At 36.9% G+C, this 17,562-nt stretch carries 18 protein-coding genes; 5 read left to right on the top strand and 13 right to left on the bottom strand.

The features are described from left to right. Positions 1-185 precede the first annotated feature (185 nt). Together ACFFIS_RS15225 and ACFFIS_RS15220 are read left to right on the top strand one after the other, a co-directional pair. The gene (locus tag ACFFIS_RS15225) at positions 186-1,058 is read left to right on the top strand and encodes a transporter substrate-binding domain-containing protein (RefSeq protein ID WP_390188216.1); all 873 of its coding nucleotides are present in this window, start codon (positions 186-188) and stop codon (positions 1,056-1,058) included. Positions 1,059-1,117: 59 nt separating this feature from the next. Further along, positions 1,118-1,813: an amino acid ABC transporter permease gene (locus ACFFIS_RS15220; RefSeq protein WP_390188215.1), complete on the top strand. Its 696-nt coding sequence runs from the start codon at positions 1,118-1,120 to the stop codon at positions 1,811-1,813. An 80-nt stretch (positions 1,814-1,893) separates the two neighbouring features. Here the strand turns inward: ACFFIS_RS15220 and ACFFIS_RS15215 are convergent, their stop codons facing one another. The 4 genes from ACFFIS_RS15215 to ACFFIS_RS15200 all read right to left on the bottom strand — a co-directional run bounded on the left by ACFFIS_RS15215 (position 1,894) and on the right by ACFFIS_RS15200 (position 5,363). Next, positions 1,894-2,199 carry a PTS sugar transporter subunit IIB gene (locus tag ACFFIS_RS15215; RefSeq protein WP_320381541.1) on the bottom strand — a complete coding sequence of 102 codons (306 nt, stop codon included), beginning with the start codon at positions 2,197-2,199 and terminating at the stop codon, positions 1,894-1,896. Next, complete coding sequence (locus ACFFIS_RS15210; protein WP_320381098.1) at positions 2,196-2,534, bottom strand: PTS lactose/cellobiose transporter subunit IIA; 339 nt, start codon at positions 2,532-2,534, stop codon at positions 2,196-2,198. The genes ACFFIS_RS15215 and ACFFIS_RS15210 overlap by 4 nt, the downstream gene beginning before the upstream one ends. Positions 2,535-2,671: 137 nt before the next feature. Continuing rightward, entirely contained in the window at positions 2,672-3,970 is a 1,299-nt protein-coding gene (locus ACFFIS_RS15205; RefSeq protein ID WP_320381099.1) for a PTS sugar transporter subunit IIC, read from the bottom strand. Positions 3,971-4,040: 70 nt separating this feature from the next. Then, complete coding sequence (locus ACFFIS_RS15200) at positions 4,041-5,363, bottom strand: 6-phospho-beta-glucosidase (protein ID WP_320381100.1); 1,323 nt, start codon at positions 5,361-5,363, stop codon at positions 4,041-4,043. A 235-nt stretch (positions 5,364-5,598) separates the two neighbouring features. On the opposite strand from ACFFIS_RS15200, the gene ACFFIS_RS15195 reads away from it, so the two are divergent. Together ACFFIS_RS15195 and chbG are read left to right on the top strand one after the other, a co-directional pair. Next, positions 5,599-6,327 carry a GntR family transcriptional regulator gene (locus tag ACFFIS_RS15195; protein WP_390188212.1) on the top strand — a complete coding sequence of 243 codons (729 nt, stop codon included), beginning with the start codon at positions 5,599-5,601 and terminating at the stop codon, positions 6,325-6,327. 68 nt (positions 6,328-6,395) lie between these two features. Next, positions 6,396-7,097 carry a chitin disaccharide deacetylase gene (gene chbG / locus ACFFIS_RS15190; RefSeq protein ID WP_320381101.1) on the top strand — a complete coding sequence of 234 codons (702 nt, stop codon included), beginning with the start codon at positions 6,396-6,398 and terminating at the stop codon, positions 7,095-7,097. Positions 7,098-7,273: 176 nt separating this feature from the next. Here chbG and ACFFIS_RS15185 read toward each other — a convergent pair whose 3' ends face one another. Next, on the bottom strand, positions 7,274-7,687 hold the full coding sequence (locus tag ACFFIS_RS15185; protein ID WP_390188210.1) for a hypothetical protein: 414 nt from the start codon (positions 7,685-7,687) through the stop codon (positions 7,274-7,276). A gap of 157 nt (positions 7,688-7,844) precedes the next feature. Next, positions 7,845-8,372 carry a hypothetical protein gene (locus ACFFIS_RS15180; RefSeq protein WP_320381105.1) on the bottom strand — a complete coding sequence of 176 codons (528 nt, stop codon included), beginning with the start codon at positions 8,370-8,372 and terminating at the stop codon, positions 7,845-7,847. A 449-nt stretch (positions 8,373-8,821) separates the two neighbouring features. On the opposite strand from ACFFIS_RS15180, the gene ACFFIS_RS15175 reads away from it, so the two are divergent. Then, positions 8,822-9,073, top strand: a complete 252-nt coding sequence (locus tag ACFFIS_RS15175; RefSeq protein WP_320381107.1) for an SHOCT domain-containing protein — start codon at positions 8,822-8,824, stop codon at positions 9,071-9,073. A gap of 205 nt (positions 9,074-9,278) precedes the next feature. Here ACFFIS_RS15175 and ACFFIS_RS15170 read toward each other — a convergent pair whose 3' ends face one another. The 7 genes from ACFFIS_RS15170 to ACFFIS_RS15140 all read right to left on the bottom strand — a co-directional run bounded on the left by ACFFIS_RS15170 (position 9,279) and on the right by ACFFIS_RS15140 (position 17,490). Continuing rightward, on the bottom strand, positions 9,279-9,446 hold the full coding sequence (locus ACFFIS_RS15170; protein WP_320381108.1) for a hypothetical protein: 168 nt from the start codon (positions 9,444-9,446) through the stop codon (positions 9,279-9,281). A gap of 376 nt (positions 9,447-9,822) precedes the next feature. Beyond that, a complete protein-coding gene (gene fabI, locus ACFFIS_RS15165) occupies positions 9,823-10,599 on the bottom strand; it encodes an enoyl-ACP reductase FabI (protein ID WP_390188207.1) in 777 nt (258 codons plus the stop codon). Positions 10,600-10,847: 248 nt separating this feature from the next. Continuing rightward, on the bottom strand, positions 10,848-11,534 hold the full coding sequence (locus ACFFIS_RS15160; RefSeq protein WP_390188206.1) for an ECF transporter S component: 687 nt from the start codon (positions 11,532-11,534) through the stop codon (positions 10,848-10,850). Then, the gene (locus ACFFIS_RS15155) at positions 11,510-13,180 is read right to left on the bottom strand and encodes an ABC transporter ATP-binding protein (protein ID WP_390188204.1); all 1,671 of its coding nucleotides are present in this window, start codon (positions 13,178-13,180) and stop codon (positions 11,510-11,512) included. The genes ACFFIS_RS15160 and ACFFIS_RS15155 overlap by 25 nt, the downstream gene beginning before the upstream one ends. Next, the gene (locus ACFFIS_RS15150; protein ID WP_320381110.1) at positions 13,171-14,040 is read right to left on the bottom strand and encodes an energy-coupling factor transporter transmembrane component T; all 870 of its coding nucleotides are present in this window, start codon (positions 14,038-14,040) and stop codon (positions 13,171-13,173) included. Before ACFFIS_RS15150 ends, ACFFIS_RS15155 begins: the two co-directional genes overlap by 10 nt. Before the next feature lie 269 nt (positions 14,041-14,309). Next, positions 14,310-15,194, bottom strand: a complete 885-nt coding sequence (locus ACFFIS_RS15145; protein WP_390188202.1) for a DUF4430 domain-containing protein — start codon at positions 15,192-15,194, stop codon at positions 14,310-14,312. 112 nt (positions 15,195-15,306) lie between these two features. Continuing rightward, complete coding sequence (locus ACFFIS_RS15140) at positions 15,307-17,490, bottom strand: LPxTATN C-terminal sorting signal domain (protein WP_320381112.1); 2,184 nt, start codon at positions 17,488-17,490, stop codon at positions 15,307-15,309. Positions 17,491-17,562 lie beyond the last annotated feature (72 nt).

Here is a 17,562-nt window from a genome sequence, read left to right as displayed (position 1 = left end):
CTTAGCCTTTTTATTGTGTTCATCTTTAGGAGGTGTGATACGGCAAAATACGAATTGTTCTGTAAGGAATAATATAAAGAGAAAGTTATTTTAATTTATTGACACTTCTTTGATTTTGTTGAATTTTGTTGGTACAATCAAATAGGTTTACACTGAATAATTCAAAACAGAGGGAGATAGAAAGAATGAGAAGATTATTAGTTTTCATAGGGATAGTTGCTAGTCTACTAGTTTTGGGGGCATGTAGTGAAAAGGAAAATGTAGATAAAGGTTCAGAAGATACAACAGATAAAATAGAGGATAAAGTTTGGGAGAAAATAAAAGAAAAGGGAGAAATCGTTGCTGCAACGGAAGGTACATTGTTTCCAGCCTCTTATTATACAGATGATTCTAATGAACTAACTGGTTATAATGTGGAAGTACTGCGTGAAATTGCAAAACGGCTTGAGGTGGATATAAAATTTGAAATCATGGGCTTTGATGCAATGTTAACAGCATTGAATTCTAATAGGGTAGATATTGTTCCGATGGGGCTACGCGGTGAAAATGCTAAAAAGTTTGGCCAAAGTGAGCCTATTAAATATTCCTATTCGACGATGGTTGTCAGAAAAGGCGATCACTCAGGTATAGAAAAATTGGAAGACTTAAAGGGGAAAAAGGCAGGAGGAGCAGCAACAACCGTATACAGTGAAATAGCCGAGAAATTCGGTGCTGAAGTTGTGACATATGGGAATGTAACGAATGATGCTTATTTACGTGATGTACATAATGGCCGGACAGATGTTGTGATCAATGATTATTATTTACAAAGTCTAGCTCTTACAGCTTTTCCTGAGTTTGATATAGAAATTCACCCAGATTTAAAATTTCATACATCAACTGGAAGTATTGTAATGAGTAAAGAAGCAACTGTTTTATTAGACAAGGTAAATGATGTTTTGGCTGAAATGAAAGAAGATGGTACTTTAACAGAAATATCGGAACAGTTCTATGGTGGACAAGACGTATCGGAAAAGCCTAATGAAGAAGTTATCGAGATACCTGGAATTGCAAAATAAAAGTTGGAAAGCAATACTTGTTTCATGATATGTGAATTCAAAATATGGGAAGTGCGCTTATGTTTTCACTTGATTATGTTCAATTAGAAAAACTTTTTGATTTTAAATTAGCGTGGGAAAGCTTACCCTTTTTGCTTACCGGAATACCGATGACATTAATAGTAGCAATTGCCGGTATGGGAATTGGGATGATCCTAGGTACATTTTTAGCCTTGGCAAGGGGGGCTTCAAGTCCAATATTACGTTGGCCAGCTCGCGTTTACATCTCTTTTATGAGAGGGACGCCACTTATCGTATTTTTATTTATTTTATATTTTGGTCTTCCAGTAATTGGGATTGAATTAGATGCAATTGCAGCAGCATCACTCGGTTTTGGATTAAATAGTGCTGCTTACATAGCGGAAATTAATCGTTCTTCATTAAATAGCGTCGATTCTGGACAATGGGAAGCAGCGAAGTCCTTAAACATGGGGTATTGGTTTACTTTGCGAAAAATTATATTACCGCAAGCTTGGCGTATCGCAATTCCGCCACTCACGAACGTGTTTATTAGCGTTGTGCAAGGAACTTCGCTCGCAGCAGTCATTACGGTACCAGAGCTATTTCAAAAGGCACAAATTGTAGCTGGAAGATCATTTGATTCGATGACAATGTACATAATGGTCGCACTTATTTACTGGCCAATATGTGTCATCATCTCCATTATGCAGGAAAGATTAGAAGATAGGTTTAGTAAATTTTTAGTAAAAAGTTAAAGGGGGGTCAGACCCCTTTGAATTAAAGAAACAGGCTTGCTGTATATGAGCAAGCCTGTTTCGCTTTATTTTTTTAATATTTATTTTGCTAAATTTATTGCTTGTTCAAGTACTTTGTCACCTTGAATCATACCGTATGCAATAGAATCAATGACATCGACTTTAATTCCTTTTGGTTCTACAAGTTTACGGATTTTACTTTCTAAATAGCGAACTTGTGGCCCGATTAAAACAACATCAAGATCTTCTAGATGGTTTTTTAATTGGGATTCACCAACAGCATCGATTTCTGCGGTTAGTTGCTTTTCCTCTGCTGCCTTACGCATTTTGCTAACGAGTAAAGATGTTGACATACCTGCTGAACAAACTAATAGTATTTTCATTATGATTTCGCCTCCAATTTTTCCATTTTCTCATACATATCAATCATTTCCTTGGCAAGGTCTTTCACTGCCATGGAAGTCATTAAATGATCTTGAGCGTGAACGAGTATGACAGTCACATTCGTCGATTCGCCACTTGCTTCATTTTGTAATAGTTTTGTTTGTATATGATGTGCTTCATTAAATTCATTATCTGCTTCCGCAATTTTCTCGCGAGCTTCAGTAAATTTCGCTTCTTTTGCCAACCAGATTGCTTCCATTGCAAATGACCGAGCATTTCCAGCATGTAAGATAATATTAAAGGATAACATCTGTATATCTTCATTTGATTGTGTCATGGAATAACCTCCATTTATCATTTGGTTCATAAAAAATTGCTAATATATCTATGAAACTTATATCGATAGAAGCATTGCGCCCAAACATTTATCTGTTAGTTGGGCGCGCTACATATCTTATAATAGCATAACCTTATTTATTTTGCTTTCTGCTCCATTCGCATTCTAAGTGCTTTTACACCAGCCATAACGAATGGTAGATACATAAATACTGCAATCGTTAAGTTAATGACTTGTAGTACAATACCACGCCAACTTCCACCTGTTACGAGATAACCACTTAAGATTGGTGGCATTGTCCATGGTAGAATAGCAACCGTTTTTGGTACGAGACCAGTAGAAAGTGCAAGGTATGAAATAATTGTTAGTACTACAGGTCCAAAAATAAATGGAATTAAGAATACTGGGTTTAATACAATTGGTAAACCAAAGATTACTGGCTCGTTTATGTTAAACAATCCTGCTGGTGCTGCTAGTTTTGAAACTTCTCGATACGGATGATTTTTCTCACGGCGAACGACGATAAACACTGCAATAATAAGGGCAATTGTCGTACCAGATCCACCCATGTATACGAATACATCAAAGAATGGTTTAGTTACAATGTAAGGTACATCAAATGCGGACATTCCGCCAGCAAAAAGGTCAGCGTTCTTTTCAATAAGTGGTAAATAAATGGGTTCGATTACGCCACCTAAAATATTTGTTCCGTGTAGTCCGAAGAACCAAAGTAAATGGTTTAAAAATGCTACAATAATCGCTGCAGGTAATGTATTACCAATACCTTGAAGCGGTTTTTGAATGGCATCGAAGATAACTTCGAAAACACTTGTTTCTGCAAAAACAGTCATACAAGCTTGGAATAAACCTACAATAATCATAATGATTAGAGCTGGGAATAATGCTGCAAATGATTTTGCAACCCCTTCAGGTACACCATCAGGCATTTTAATAACCAATCTCTTGTTGCCCATTAAGAATCTAAATAGTTCAGTAACAAGAAGTGATAAAATAATCGCAACAAAGAGTCCTTGTGCACCTAACCAAGCAAAGTTCAATCCCCAGTCTGGTGTTTCTGGTACAAGCATAATGTAAGATGCTGCGGAGATAAGCCCCGCTGATAGACCATCTACTTCATATGACTTGGCAAGATTATAAGCAATGGAGAAGGATAGCAAGATTCCTAGTACAGCAAACGTTGCATTCCAAATACTACCACCAACGGTTTGCCAATTTCCATCACCAAATATTCCATTTAATATGCTAACTAAATCAAAACTACCAATCTTTGGAAAGTTGTTAATTAATACTGCCAGTGAACCAGCTATGATTAGTGGCATAATCGCGACGAAACCATCACGAATTGCTACAAGATGTCGCTGGGATCCAATTCGTCCAGCTACTTCAATGAACTTCTGCATAAATTTATTATTCATTTTAACGCCTCCTCATGTATAAGTGTTTTTAATAGATTAATAAAGCTATGTTGATTGTGTACATGATAAATTATAATGTCTTGATTACATCTTTAAACTGCGGTAAATATTGTTGATGTGCAATAAGCATCTCATCCAAAATGACTTTGCTTTGTTTTTCATCAGCTAGTAGCGGATTAGCAACAAAAGCGAGATAAGCATCTTGATAATTACCTGAAGTGGCCGCTTGTACTACTAATTCTTCAAAGTTCTTCATCTGTAAAATAATACCTTTTACAGCGCTAGGCAATTTTCCTACAGCAATTGGTTTTGGACCATCTTTTGTAATGACACTATTTACTTCAATAACTGCATCTGCTGGTAGATCAGGAATTGCACCATTGTTTAGCGTATTAACAGTTTGAATATCTTCCTTGTTATTATAAATAGAATCCATTAAACTGCATGCAACATCGCTATAAAAAGCACCTCCTCGTTTTTCCAGCTCTTTTGGCTTATCACGAAGCTCTGGGTCTTTATATAATTCAAATAATGAATCCTCAAGTTTTTGAACGACTTCAGCCCTCGTACCATGCTCCTCATAGGCTTTTATATCTTTAGCCAATACTTCCTTTGTATGGAAATAATATTCATGATAAGGATTAGGTAATAGTTTCATCGATTCAATAAATGTTTTGGACCAGCCAAGGCTTACAATGTTTGCTGGTGAATAATCGAGACTGTCGCGTAATTTTTCTAATACTTCTTCTGTACGATCAATCCCTTTTACAGTTACCTTTTGACCGAAGACGAAATGGTTCATCCCGACAAATTCAATTTTTACATCATTTGGTTCGGCGTTTAAAATTTCTGCAACGGAATGACGCATGTTATAAGGAATATTACAAACACCAATGACCTTTTTATGAGCAGAATGTTTCATTAACGCTTCGGTTACGATTCCCGCTGGATTTGTAAAGTTAATCATCCATGCATTTGGACAAAGTTCCTGTATATCTTTTGCGATATCCATGAGTACAGGGATTGTACGGAAGGCTTTAAAGATTCCTCCTGCTCCATTTGTTTCTTGTCCAATAAAGCCGTGACTTAAAGGAATACGTTCATCTTTTTCTCTTGCTTTTAATCCACCAACACGAATTTGGGTAGATACAAAGTCTGCGTTTGTTAACGCTTTCTTTCTATCCAAAGTCCAAGATAGATGAATTGGTTTACCTGCTTTTTCAATCATTCGCTTTGCTAGGTTGCCGATAATCTCGAGCTTTTCTTTTCCTGCTTCTATATCGACGAGGACAATTTCAGTGACTGGAAAACTGTCGTAACGATTTATCATTCCCTCGATTATCTCAGGGGTATAACTAGACCCACCACCGATAATTGCTACTTTTAATGACATAAAAGTCATCTCCTTTATCATGATTGTAGTAAGTTTTATGAAGTTTGCTTTCTTTGAATGTTAATGAAAGCGGTTAAAAATAATTGTTCTTACCTTTAATCAAAATGTATCATACATTTAAAATAATGTCCATACATATTTTGAAAAAACTTAATTTGTCATTACAACTTTTTTATATTGTCATTCTTTGTTATTTCTTGTACACTCAAAGTATAGAAGATGAAGGAGTCAGGAGATGGAAAAAAATCAATCATTGCATGCATTTATAAAAGAAGAATTATTTGATCGAATTAAGACGAATAAATATAAAAAAGGTGACCAAATTCCGACAGAGCTTGAACTTTGCAAAGATTTTAATGTGAGTAGAACGACAGTGCGGACTGCATTAAATCAATTAACATTAGAAGGCTATTTAATTAGAAAGCAAGGAAAAGGAACGTACGTCGCTGATCCAAAATTAAAACAAACACTCTCTCATACGATAAAACGATATGGCGATCAAGTTGCAGTTCAAGGGAAGAAGGCCAAAATTAAACTGGTTGCGCTTACGGTAGTTCCGGCGGATGAACATCTCGCTGAATCACTTCAAGTTGAAATAGATGCACCTATTCAGCGAATTGAGCGGGTTCGACAAGCGAATGGTGATCCTACTCAATATGAAGTTGCGTATATACCGTGGAATATTGCACCCGGTATTACACAAGAACATGCGGAAACCTCACTTTATGCATCTTTTCAAGAAGATTTTAATATTCAAGTTGCCAAAACAATCGAGAATATTGAAATTACACTTGTCGACCAACGTATTAGTAACCATTTAAAGTGTGAGGAAGGTTTACCTTGTTTTTATATAGAAACGGTTACAAAAGATGACAAGGGGAGAAGGATAGAGTTCTCTCGAGCTTATTTTCGAGGAGATAAGACGAATTTCTTAATCGAAAGAAATTATCTTACAGAGGAATAGGACAGGTGTACTGTTCCTAATATGCATTGTCCAATAAGTAAACGCATTCACCTAATGGGAGGTAGAATATGATGAAAGTACTTTTTAATGCAGATGACTATGGTTTAACAAAAGGTGTGACAGATGGCATTATCAAGGCGCATGAAGAGGGAGTTGTACATGCAACCACATTAATGATGAACGGAAACGCTGTGGCATACGCAGTAGAACAAGCGAAGCAACATCCAAATTTACGTGTCGGGATACATCTTGTGCTAACATGGGGCAAACCCTTACGTAATGATGTTCCTAACTTAATAGATGAAACAGGTATGTTTAAATACAGTAGCTCATTCGCTAAAATGGAAGCACCAGATGTACAACAAGTTGAACAGGAATGGCGCACTCAAATAGAAGCTTTTCTGGCGACTGGCTTGACATTACATCATATCGATAGCCACCATCATGTTCATGGTTGGGATCCATTAAAAGAAGTTGTTTACAAACTAGCAAAGGATTTTCAAGTTCCTGTGCGTTATGTTGATTCATTAAAAGAATCACCGGAAATACTACTAACTGATACATTATATGTTGGTTTTTATGGTGAGGGTGTGGAACGGGATATTTTTGAAAAGTTACAAGAGTTATCTGTTGAATCAGTAGAAGTGATGACACATCCAGCATTTGTTGATGCCGATTTACAAAGCGTTAGCTCATATACATCCAAAAGAGAAGCAGAACTAGACATTCTTTGTTCCTTAGAAATACCAGACTGGGTAGAGGAAATGTAAGCGGGGGTCAGACCCCTCATTAACTACACATAATTTGAGTATTCTAAATATGCTACGTTCATTATAGTAGTGGAAGTGAGGGGTCAGACGCCTATGTCTTGGCCCTCTTTTTATAGGTAGCATTCTACTATAGTAGTTTTGAAGTGGAAGGAGACCAAACAGTGTGTACGTTTTTCTCATGAGGAATTGCTGGGGGAACGCTCGTCTAAAATATCTTCAATGATAGCAATATGCAAAGCAGCCCAGGCCTTTTCCTTAAAATGAAGGACAGTGGTTATGGTTAAAATAATGAGATAAACGAAAACAAAAATGACCCAAAGCATGTTCCCATTATTAAAGAGGAAGTCTTGTATTTTATTGGAAAATAAAAATAATAACCACGGTATGCCCGTAGCAAATATTGGAATGATTCCTAAGCCATTTTTTTCCTTAACCATTCGATAATATATGAGCTTTAACGTATGACTATCGACTGTTTCATAGAATTTTTGAATGTCTGCGGTTTCCTTTAAATATTTATTTTCCTTTAGATGACGTTCCTTTTTCAATTGTAAATATAAATGATGTGCATCCCCGCGTGAAGAAAACAAAAAAATCCTCCTTTACAAAGTGTATTGCTAGGTGTGTTAATTGGTTTTGTTGTGTGCTTGAAAACTTATCCACTTAGTATAAGGCTTTATTAAAATGATATACGAAAAATGTACGAAGAATCTCCGTTACCGTTCTAGAAACTTTATTTATTTCCATCTATATTTGTAGTAAATAGTGTAAATGGTGAATTGTATCCGTTTGTTCCGCTATAGATGCGTGTGGGGTGTAAGACCAGCTGTTATGTTTTATTATTTCCTTATATAAACGTTGCAATTCTACATTTTGTAATGCCATAAGAATATGAATCCTTTTTACTTTTTCATCCTGCATCATGGAGGCGGAAAAGAAATTTACCATTCCCATGTTATTTGCAGTACTATTGCTTTCTAATGTGATCCATTTGTCTGGATAGGCCTCATTACCTTGAATTGTTATTTGTGGTTGATGGAGGAGATGTTGAAATTGTTCATGAAACGACTTAAGCTCGGTCTTATTGTACGTATTTGGATTGATTAACCCTAACATAACCTGAACATGGTCACGTAGTATATTTGTTTGCAATGTAATAATAGATTTTAACGAATTGTTTTTAACAATAGAAGTATAAAGCTTTAATTTATTCATTACACCTTCGTGTGAGTTAAGATGATCAGTCATTAATCCTAGATCTACAGATGGCAACATAGATACCAACCTCCTCATTAGTAATCACAGGAATACTTGCTGTAAAATCCTCGTTTCAAAGATTTGAGGATTTTTAACGAACGATAAGTAGGGGATGGATAGCCAGTAAAAACCTGGTTTATTTGGGTTTAAAAGACGTACATCACAAAGCATTGCAAAAAGAAATTGCGATCTTAACCTTTGTTCTCCTTTAATGGGTGGTATGTACGAATACCCCCTACTGATTGAAGTTTTACTTTATTTTATGAATAGATACCCAAATAGTGACTACTGACTAATCGAAAGCATAATTAGCAAAGTATGACAAAGTAGTGAAAGGAAAAGGAATAATAATGTGAGAAATGAACTTGGTTAATGGTAACTTGGGGGGGAAAGTAATAAAATGATAATGAAGCGCCATGTTATATAGCATGGCATATAAAAAATGAAGGATTACGAGGTGATCAAAGATGATGTGGCACCATGGAGGAAATTGGGACGGTTTTTTTCCAATGATGTTTGGTGGTGGAATCATGATGATCGTTTTTTGGGGTTTAGTTATTTGGCTCATTGTTTATCTTGTTCGTAGGTCGTCTAATGAGAAACCTTATCCAAAGGATCAAGCGATTGATATATTAAGACAGCGTTATTCCCGTGGTGAAATTAGTACAGAAGAATACAGGGAAAGATTGGCCGAGTTAAAGGATTCTTTGAACGTATAAGCTGTATACTTATAACCCCCCCTCTGATGCTGCATATTAGAGAGGGGTTAATAAAAAATTTTATCATTTTAGCTGGTGCAAGACCCACTTCAATCGTTCGTGGGGATTTGATGAATAATAAGTGTGGTCCGTAACCATAAAAGCCGTTAGGATGAGCTAACAATTAGTAGGAAAAACGAAAGCTCCTACTGATTGAAGCTTCACTTTATTTTTCACTAGGATCGTATTCGTCATAGATAAGCTTTGTTACTTTTGTTGTTTCCCCAGCTTGCTTCTCTGTATCACTTGCATCCATATCAAGCTTGTCATCTGTATTCATTCCAGGTGCAATCATGTCCTCGTTTTGGTGGAATCTTCGTTTTGAACGCTCCATTCACAACCCTCCTCCATCATATGTTTTGCCAAATAAGCGAAGAATATGAGTGAGGGATTTTGTACAGATAAGTGTTTTATGGACCCGAGTTTACCCTGGACAGGAAACGCACTAATATATTTAAAAATGATGACAGTTTGACATTAATCAAATTTGTCCTTTTTGATTTTGAGTGTAACGTTGAATATATTATAAAAAAGTTGGTAATCGGTGTTGGTGATAGAAAGGCTGATTATCTACATTTAGGCGTTACTTCATGTCAAATGAAAGTATTTATTTAGTTTGTTCTACTTCATGCAAAAAAGGGGTCAGACCCCCCTTCTTGAGGAGTCTGCCCCTTTGATGTTGCCCCAGCCTCTTGCAAATTATCTAATTATCAATATCCAATTATATGAAACCCTGAATCTACATGTAGGACTTCGCCTGTAACACCACGAGATAAGTCGCTTAAGAAGAATAGTGTGGCATCGCCAACTTGATCTTGATCGACACTTCGTCTTAATGGTGACTTTTCTTCAATGACAGCGTTAATTTCATTAAAACCAGAGACACCTTTTGCTGATAAGGTACGAATTGGTCCAGCTGAGACGGCATTAACACGGATACCATCTTTCCCAATGTCTTCTGCTAAGTAGCGTACACTTGCTTCAAGAGATGCTTTAGCAACTCCCATGACATTATAGTTTTTAACAACTCTTTCTGCTCCCAGATATGTTTGGGTAACGATGCTTCCGCCTTCTGACATTAGTGGCTTTGCCGCTTTTGCAACAGCAACTAGCGAAAAGGCACTTATTTCTTGGGCTAGTAAAAAGCCATCACGTGATGTGTCGCTAAAATCACCTTGTAAATCTTCACGATTCGCAAAGGCAACTGAATGAACGAGGCCGTGAATCGTGCCTACTTTTTCCTTTATTTCAGCAAAGGCTTGTTCAATACTTTCGTTATTTGCAACATCACAGCTAACGATAAGCTCTGGATTCATATGATGTTTTTCAAGTAATTTTACTAGTTTTTTATATGATCGCTCTTGTCGGTTCGTAAATATAAGTTTTGCTCCAGCATTGTATAAAGACTTGGCAATTCCCCATGCAATACTTCTTTCATTCGCAACACCCATAATTACTACTTTTTTTCCATCCAATAATTGTGACATTGTTATTGTTGCACCCCCAAATAAGATTCCTTCATTAAGTATAGCGTAATTTTCATAGTAAGGAAACAAAAAATATAATTTGGTATTAGTACCTGGTTACAATAATAAAGTAAAAGCCTGAAAAAAGACAAGCAATTGTTGAGGAAAGTGCGAAATTAAGTACGGTATCGTTCGAATACTGTCTGCAGATGGATCAGAAGACTCGATCTTCACATGTCGAGATGAAACAAGAGAACCGTCCCCATGTTTCATTCGAATAGTCCGTATTTTATTTTTGTTCGGTTGATAATTTTAATCCATGATACACTGAAGATGGCTATGAACAGGACGTTAGAAAGTGCATGTGCGAGGTCGTGATAGAAGCTGGAAATATAAATACCAACGATAAATTCCCATGAGATATTGCTCATGTTACTAACGATAATCCATATATTCATAAACCAGCCAAATAGATAACCCCATACAAATCCGAATATACATAGAACCCACCGTTTATTCATCCAGTCTATATTTCGCAGTAATCCTGCGGTCATCCCCATCATCCCCCATGCGTACATTTGCCAAGGCGTCCAAGGACCTTGGCCTAGAAAGATATTGGAAACAATTGCGGCCACTGCACCAACGATAAAGCCAGATTCTGCACCAAATACGAGACCAGTTATCATAATAACGAAAGAGGTAGGCTGCACACTAGGCAATCCAGCGAATGGAACTCGTCCGACAGCTGCAATTGCCGCTAATATTGCTAAAATGACGACCTCTCTTCCTGTAATATTACGAAATTCAAAGCGGATAAAAAATGGAACCATGATACAGGCGAGTATGACCATGCTTAATAGGAAATAGGCATGATATTTTAATAGCGTAATAGAGACGACTAACAGGAAAAAAATAATGAGTGAAATGATCATTAAATAAGTACGTGATTTGGCCATGTTTCTATTGCCTCCTCTAAAGTGAGCATTTCCTCTATGTGCATATTACTTGTTGCACGGTTAATGGCAGTCGTATAAAAATAATTACCACTAAACAATTCCTTCGGTGTCCCGATAGTCGTAATTGCACCATCGAACATCATGGCACAGCGTTCTGCATATCGTGCTGCAAATTCAATATCATGCGTAACCATGACAATCGTTAATCCATTTTGGTGGAGTCTTTGAATGATTTCAGCAAAATTCTCCTTTGAAATTGGGTCAAGGCCTTTTGTAGGTTCATCAATAAAAAGAATTTCTGGATTTCCTAGCAACATACATGCGAGTGCAGCCTTTTGCATTTCCCCTCCAGAACAGTCATATGGATGGCGATAACGAATATGCTGAATTCCGAAGGCGTCTAACATTTTAGTTATTATTTCTGAACCATTTGATACATGATGTCGCTTTACTGTCTCCTGCATTTCCTTTTCGATACTATCATGAATAAAAAATGATTGTGGATGCTGTGGTAAATAAGCAAAACTACGAAAAAGAACATCACCTTTTAATTTGCTTGTCTCTTTACCTAAAAATGATACTTTTCCACGCTGTGGTTTGATGTTGCCGATACTTGCTTTCAAAAAGGTGCTTTTCCCGGAACCGTTTCCACCGACGATTGAAAAGAATTCACCCTTCTTTATTTGTATGGATAAGTTTTTTAGTACAAAAGGAGCCTTTTTTGTGTATTGAAAATATATATCAGTTAATTCCAGAATTGGCCTTTTGTCTGTAACTGTTTTAGCATCTGCATGTCTTTTTGTAAACGTTGGTAAAGTACGTAACCAAGCTTTACATTCCTTTACTGTCAACGGTATTTCTAATAGTTTCGGGTTTCTCTCCTTTTTCATATACAATTGGGATATGGATGGTACATAGGATGAAAAGACTTCATCTTGTTGTTGGAAAGCAGAATAAATGACATCTTTACTTGTTCCTTCATATATAATATTCCCTTGCTCCATACAAACTACATGATCGGCAATGGAAAATAATTCTTCTAACCGATGCTCCACAAGTATAATCGTAATCCCCATTTCCTTATTCATTCTTTCTAGCATTAGAATGAAGTCTTTCGCTGCCACAGGATCTAATTGGGAAGTAGGCTCGTCCAATAAGAGTAGTGTTGGTTTTAATAAAAGAACGGATAATAAATTTAACATTTGCTTTTGTCCACCGGAAAGTTCAGATGTTTTCGTTTGTAAGAGGGACTCCATTCCAAAAAAGTGAACAAGCTCAGCTAATCGTTTACGCATTTCTAACTGCGAATAATGTAGATTTTCCATATTAAATACAATTTCTTGCATGACGTCATCCATAATGATTTGATTTTCTGGATCTTGAAAAACAAAGCCAATTTCTTCAATTAGAATACGGTCATCCCATTCGTTTAAAAGCTTACCCCTATATAATATATCTCCAGTTACGTGACCAACCGGTGCAATTTCCTTCTTTAATAATCGGAGTAATGTCGTTTTGCCACAACCGCTAGGACCACAAAGTAGAACAAAGTCTCCTTCCTTAATATGGAGGGAAAGATTTTCTAGCGTATTTTCCTCCGTGTCGGCATACTGAAATGAGAGATTATTTATTTGAATCATCGCCATCTTAATTGCTCTCTCCCTTCCACAAGTATTGGAAATGAATATAACATAATCATACAAATATAAAGGAACCAATCAAGTGAATAAATATGTAATGTTCCAAGTTTTGGATAGATGAGGATTTTCCCATACCCTAGTAATCCTCCGGAAATACATATGATAAATAATAAACTAAGTGTCAGAAGCCATCCCCAATCCCTTTTGGTTATTTGAAAAGGAATGTAGGTGCTTTTCCTTCCGATTCCATATCCTCTTGATTTCATGGAGTCAGCTGTTTGAATGGCCTCTTCCAATGACCATGTTAACAAGATTTGTGTAAAGACCATCCCAGTTTTAGCCCGTTTTATAATCGATCCTTCCACCATACTGATTCCTCTTATGCGCTGTACGGCGGTAATTTCCTGTAGACGTCTTTTTAGCAAAGGGACGAACCGAATTGCTAGCATAATTAAAAAGGCAGTACGTGGCAAAAACTTAGAAAATATGTATAGGAAACGATTACCGTTTAAGATCAAGTTAAAGGATACAAAGATAAGTAGTATGAGAGCAATGGATAAAGCCATTGTCACACCATATATTGTCGCTTCCAATGTAACCTGTTTTCCTCTAAAGTAAAACAAAATATTTGTACCTCGGGAAACTAAAAACGGATTAAGCACGATGATAATTGTTGCCATTATGAACAGTGCTGGAATCCATTGTTTAAGCGCCAGTCCACGATCATGTGAAATATTTACGAATACGATGAGTAAAAAGGCCGTACATAAAAATAATGGATGATTGAAGTAAAATGCCAATGCACCTGTGTATATATAATAAAGAAACTGTACATATGGATGGTACCCGCGAAATCCACTTTCCATCGTTCCACCTACTTTTTAATCCATGAAAATTCATTCAGTAGTGTATCATGTGCATGCTGCTACTGAATGTACCGTAAAGAGATGATTTAATTTAAAAGGTTGCTTAAAAATTTGGCGAAATAATATATCTCTTTATAAAGCCGGCAGTTCCAACGTCTATGGTCATTGCGTTACACGAATCCTAGACGTTAGGAACATAGCCGACGGGGTGCTTTATGAACATACATTCAAAATGTTGCTGAAAATATCATCGACTGAATATGTTTATCTTATGGCGTTGGACATTTCCCATCTCTGCGGACAGGGGCTAAGTCTGCACCAATGTCCTTCCCTAAGTCCGTTGTGTATATCCATTCCACGCGGTCACCAGGGCATACTGGTACAACCCCGGCGCCACGATCTGGGAACACACCATTGATACGGTACATCCAACCACTACCCTGTCCACGATCAAATTCATAGACATTATCAATACCTTCTACATAAGCAGTTGCCCCTCTGCCACCGCGATAATCCATTTGGATTTTTCTTTCGCGGGTTATTCGGATTAACGCTTCTAAAACCGTATCGCCTTCATCTAGGACTGCCATTTCTGTTGGTGGTAAGGGGACTTCGTTATCCGATATAACAATAGAATAAACCATTGTGCTCGTCTTCTGTTTTGCTGGTTCTGGATCTTCCTTCTTCTCCTTGTCAGACTTTTTCTCCTTGTCCTTTGTCTTGTTAGTAGAAGGAGACTTTTTTGTATCTGATTTCTTCTCTTTCGTTTTTTCTTTGTTTTGTTTGTTCGATGAAGGGCTACTAGACGTTATATCTTTGCTTTTTCCTTTCGTGTCGGTCTTTTCTTTAGACGATGATTCTCCACTGTCAGATTTACCCTTGCTGACTGTTTTATCTTTAGAAGAACTTGTTTGATTTGACTTTTCGTCTTGCTTTTTTACAGTACTTGCATTATTCGGTTTATTGCGGTCTGTTTGTTCTTCTTCCTGACTATCCTTAGATGCTATTTGGTCATCAGTTGAATGCGTTAATTCTATGCCATCTTTATCTTCCAGACCCGTTGGCTTTTTGAATGAATCAGCACAACCTGCTAAACTTAACATGATGATTGCAGACACGATAATAGTAAATAAAATCTTTAATGGATTACGCATGCAGTGTCCTCCTTGTTTATTAAAGATATTTTCGCGCCATTATATTTTATGGTTACTGTCTATTTTAACGGGGATGGTATTCCCGTTAATTTACGTTCTATTTCATTCCATCTTAAATAATGTGCTTTTTTCGAACGTACAGTACAAACATACCAATCATAACGAGCATTGTTCCTATGAAGAAGAAATTGTATATGTTTGTAGCTGTTGCTGGTAATTTATCACCTTGATTCGTGTCTGTTGGTGCTAATGTCGTTTCTTTGTCCTTGTCCGTTTTCCCTTGTAAATTATCATTGTCATGATTTCCGTTGTTCATTTCATCTTGATTATCATTATCTTCTTTTACTGTCTCTTCGCTGACACTAACCTTTACTCGTAAGCTAGTTTTCTCGGATTCATTACCAAGTTTATCAGTAGAGATAATTTCATAGAGATATTCTTTGCCGGGCTGTACATCTGTATCGATAAATTCATGTTCATTTCCCTTTATTGTTTGTAGAAGTTTACCATCTCGATAAAGGTCATAGGATGCTATTCCTGATGGATCTTCAGCTGAAAAGTCTAACGTAACTTGGTTATTTGTCGTTGATTTACTTTTAAGCTGAACGTTAGTAGGTCCTTCCGTATCCATAAACACGCCATAAGTTGAAAAATGATTGACATCAACTATGATTACATCATCTTTCATTTGCCCCCATCCACCGGCATACTGCCATTTTCCAGTTTCTTCATTGTAATGGTAGACCCCAGTTTTTTCCTTTTCGCTGTTGTCATATACTCCCATCGTTAATGTAAACACGCCTGCTATTTGTTTATTCTCTGGGTGCTGGAATATAAAGTTAAATGCGTCTCCAACTTTTGTTAGTCCATCGTGATCCCATGCAGACTTTTCAATCAATAGAGTCGTCCCTTGTGGAATATTATCAGGTAATACGACTTGTGTATTTGAACCTGCTATTACGATTCTTTCATAGCTTGCTACAGGTAATGCTTCGCCAACTTCAATCGTATTTGTTGCTTGATATATTACAATATATTGGACTGAAGTTACTTTTCCACTATCACTTTCGGCATGTATAGAAATTTTGTTTTCTCCTTTATTTAATTGTACTGTATACTGCCCGCCATTTGCGGTTAAGTCTTTGCCGTTTAATTGTACTATTGGCTCAAGCTGTTGATCGCCAGCTTTTGCTGAAACAGTAAAGGTGATTTCGGATGATGTGATAATTTCTCCATTGTTTAACCCTTTTACACTGATTTCTGGCGTAACATCTTCAACTGGTGGTGTCGGGTCTTTGTCATGATTTCCGAAGTGATAAAGCGGACCATTGCCCTCAAGAAATAGTTTGTAAGCAACTAATGCTTGTAGTGCTTGTTCTGTTGCCATAGAATTAGACGACGTATCTTCAGCGGTATGCTTAAATCCACCATCGTCAGCTTGGAAACTTAATAAATGACTGATGACGTGATTGCCGCTTTTCGTAAATAACTCACTTGTCGGGTCAATACCGTAAGAAGTTAAACCGATGATGACTTGTGATGCAGCCTCACTCGTAATTCCGCCAACAAAATCACCACCATCAAATCCACCATTTTGCTTTTGAATCGATGATAGCCAATTGGTAGCCTTATCTAAAGCCTCCTCTACAAGTGGTTGATCTTTATATGGACTTAGGCCTATTAAAGCCATTGCTGTAATATCAACACTCGGAGAACCAAAAGCTTCATTTAAATTCCAACTACCATCTTTATTTTGTGTACGTAACAATTCATTGACTAAGCTTTGACGTGTCCAACGTGCATCATCTGGTACGTCGAATGATTTTGTGTCAAGTGCAATTAGTGCGAATATCGGACCGTTATTTCCTTGAAATGTCATCGTGTCAGCGCCACTTCGATGATCTGGACTATTATAAATGAGCTCGATTAAATTGATGCCATCAATGTTTCTTGGGTCTTTTTCTATTGCAACAGCAGCAATGGTTAAGCGCTCAATATCAGTAATTTTAATGCGACCGTTATCTAGTCCTCTTATAATTTGACTTTGAAAGTTGGAATGAAACCAATCTTGGTAGGATGCTGGAACTTCTTTACCAGCCTTCGCTAAACCTATTGCTTCCCATTCACTTATAACACCTTCGTCTTTATTAATCATGTATTCGCTAGCTTTATCAATCGCTTCATCAATCGTGTGAATATCAACTCGTGCTGTAGCAGTAGCTAGATTGGGCAAGGCTAAAAATAAAGTAAGTAAGATTACTAAACTAGTACTTATTATTTTTTGAAACTTTTTCAATGATTTACCCCTCCAATGGTTACGCTTTCAAAATAGGTTATTATCTTCTGTAGTAAATTTTGATTTGCAAGT

Origin of the sequence: Paracerasibacillus soli, from assembly GCF_042432965.1 — a bacterium.
In the GTDB taxonomy this organism is placed as follows: Bacteria; Bacillota; Bacilli; order Bacillales; family Amphibacillaceae; genus Paracerasibacillus; species Paracerasibacillus soli.
The sequence above is the reverse complement of the archived record's forward strand: the minus strand, read 5'-3'. Positions and strand labels throughout refer to the sequence as shown.

Coding starts and splice junctions, on each gene's coding strand:
- ACFFIS_RS15225 (WP_390188216.1), top strand. CDS start 186: ATGAGAAGATTATTAGTTTTCATAGGGATAGTTGCTAGTCTACTAGTT.
- ACFFIS_RS15220 (WP_390188215.1), top strand. CDS start 1,118: ATGTTTTCACTTGATTATGTTCAATTAGAAAAACTTTTTGATTTTAAA.
- ACFFIS_RS15210 (WP_320381098.1), bottom strand. CDS start 2,534: ATGACACAATCAAATGAAGATATACAGATGTTATCCTTTAATATTATC.
- ACFFIS_RS15205 (WP_320381099.1), bottom strand. CDS start 3,970: ATGAATAATAAATTTATGCAGAAGTTCATTGAAGTAGCTGGACGAATT.
- ACFFIS_RS15200 (WP_320381100.1), bottom strand. CDS start 5,363: ATGTCATTAAAAGTAGCAATTATCGGTGGTGGGTCTAGTTATACCCCT.
- ACFFIS_RS15195 (WP_390188212.1), top strand. CDS start 5,599: ATGGAAAAAAATCAATCATTGCATGCATTTATAAAAGAAGAATTATTT.
- chbG (WP_320381101.1), top strand. CDS start 6,396: ATGATGAAAGTACTTTTTAATGCAGATGACTATGGTTTAACAAAAGGT.
- ACFFIS_RS15180 (WP_320381105.1), bottom strand. CDS start 8,372: ATGTTGCCATCTGTAGATCTAGGATTAATGACTGATCATCTTAACTCA.
- ACFFIS_RS15175 (WP_320381107.1), top strand. CDS start 8,822: ATGATGTGGCACCATGGAGGAAATTGGGACGGTTTTTTTCCAATGATG.
- ACFFIS_RS15170 (WP_320381108.1), bottom strand. CDS start 9,446: ATGGAGCGTTCAAAACGAAGATTCCACCAAAACGAGGACATGATTGCA.
- fabI (WP_390188207.1), bottom strand. CDS start 10,599: ATGTCACAATTATTGGATGGAAAAAAAGTAGTAATTATGGGTGTTGCG.
- ACFFIS_RS15160 (WP_390188206.1), bottom strand. CDS start 11,534: ATGGCCAAATCACGTACTTATTTAATGATCATTTCACTCATTATTTTT.
- ACFFIS_RS15155 (WP_390188204.1), bottom strand. CDS start 13,180: ATGGCGATGATTCAAATAAATAATCTCTCATTTCAGTATGCCGACACG.
- ACFFIS_RS15150 (WP_320381110.1), bottom strand. CDS start 14,040: ATGGAAAGTGGATTTCGCGGGTACCATCCATATGTACAGTTTCTTTAT.
- ACFFIS_RS15145 (WP_390188202.1), bottom strand. CDS start 15,194: ATGCGTAATCCATTAAAGATTTTATTTACTATTATCGTGTCTGCAATC.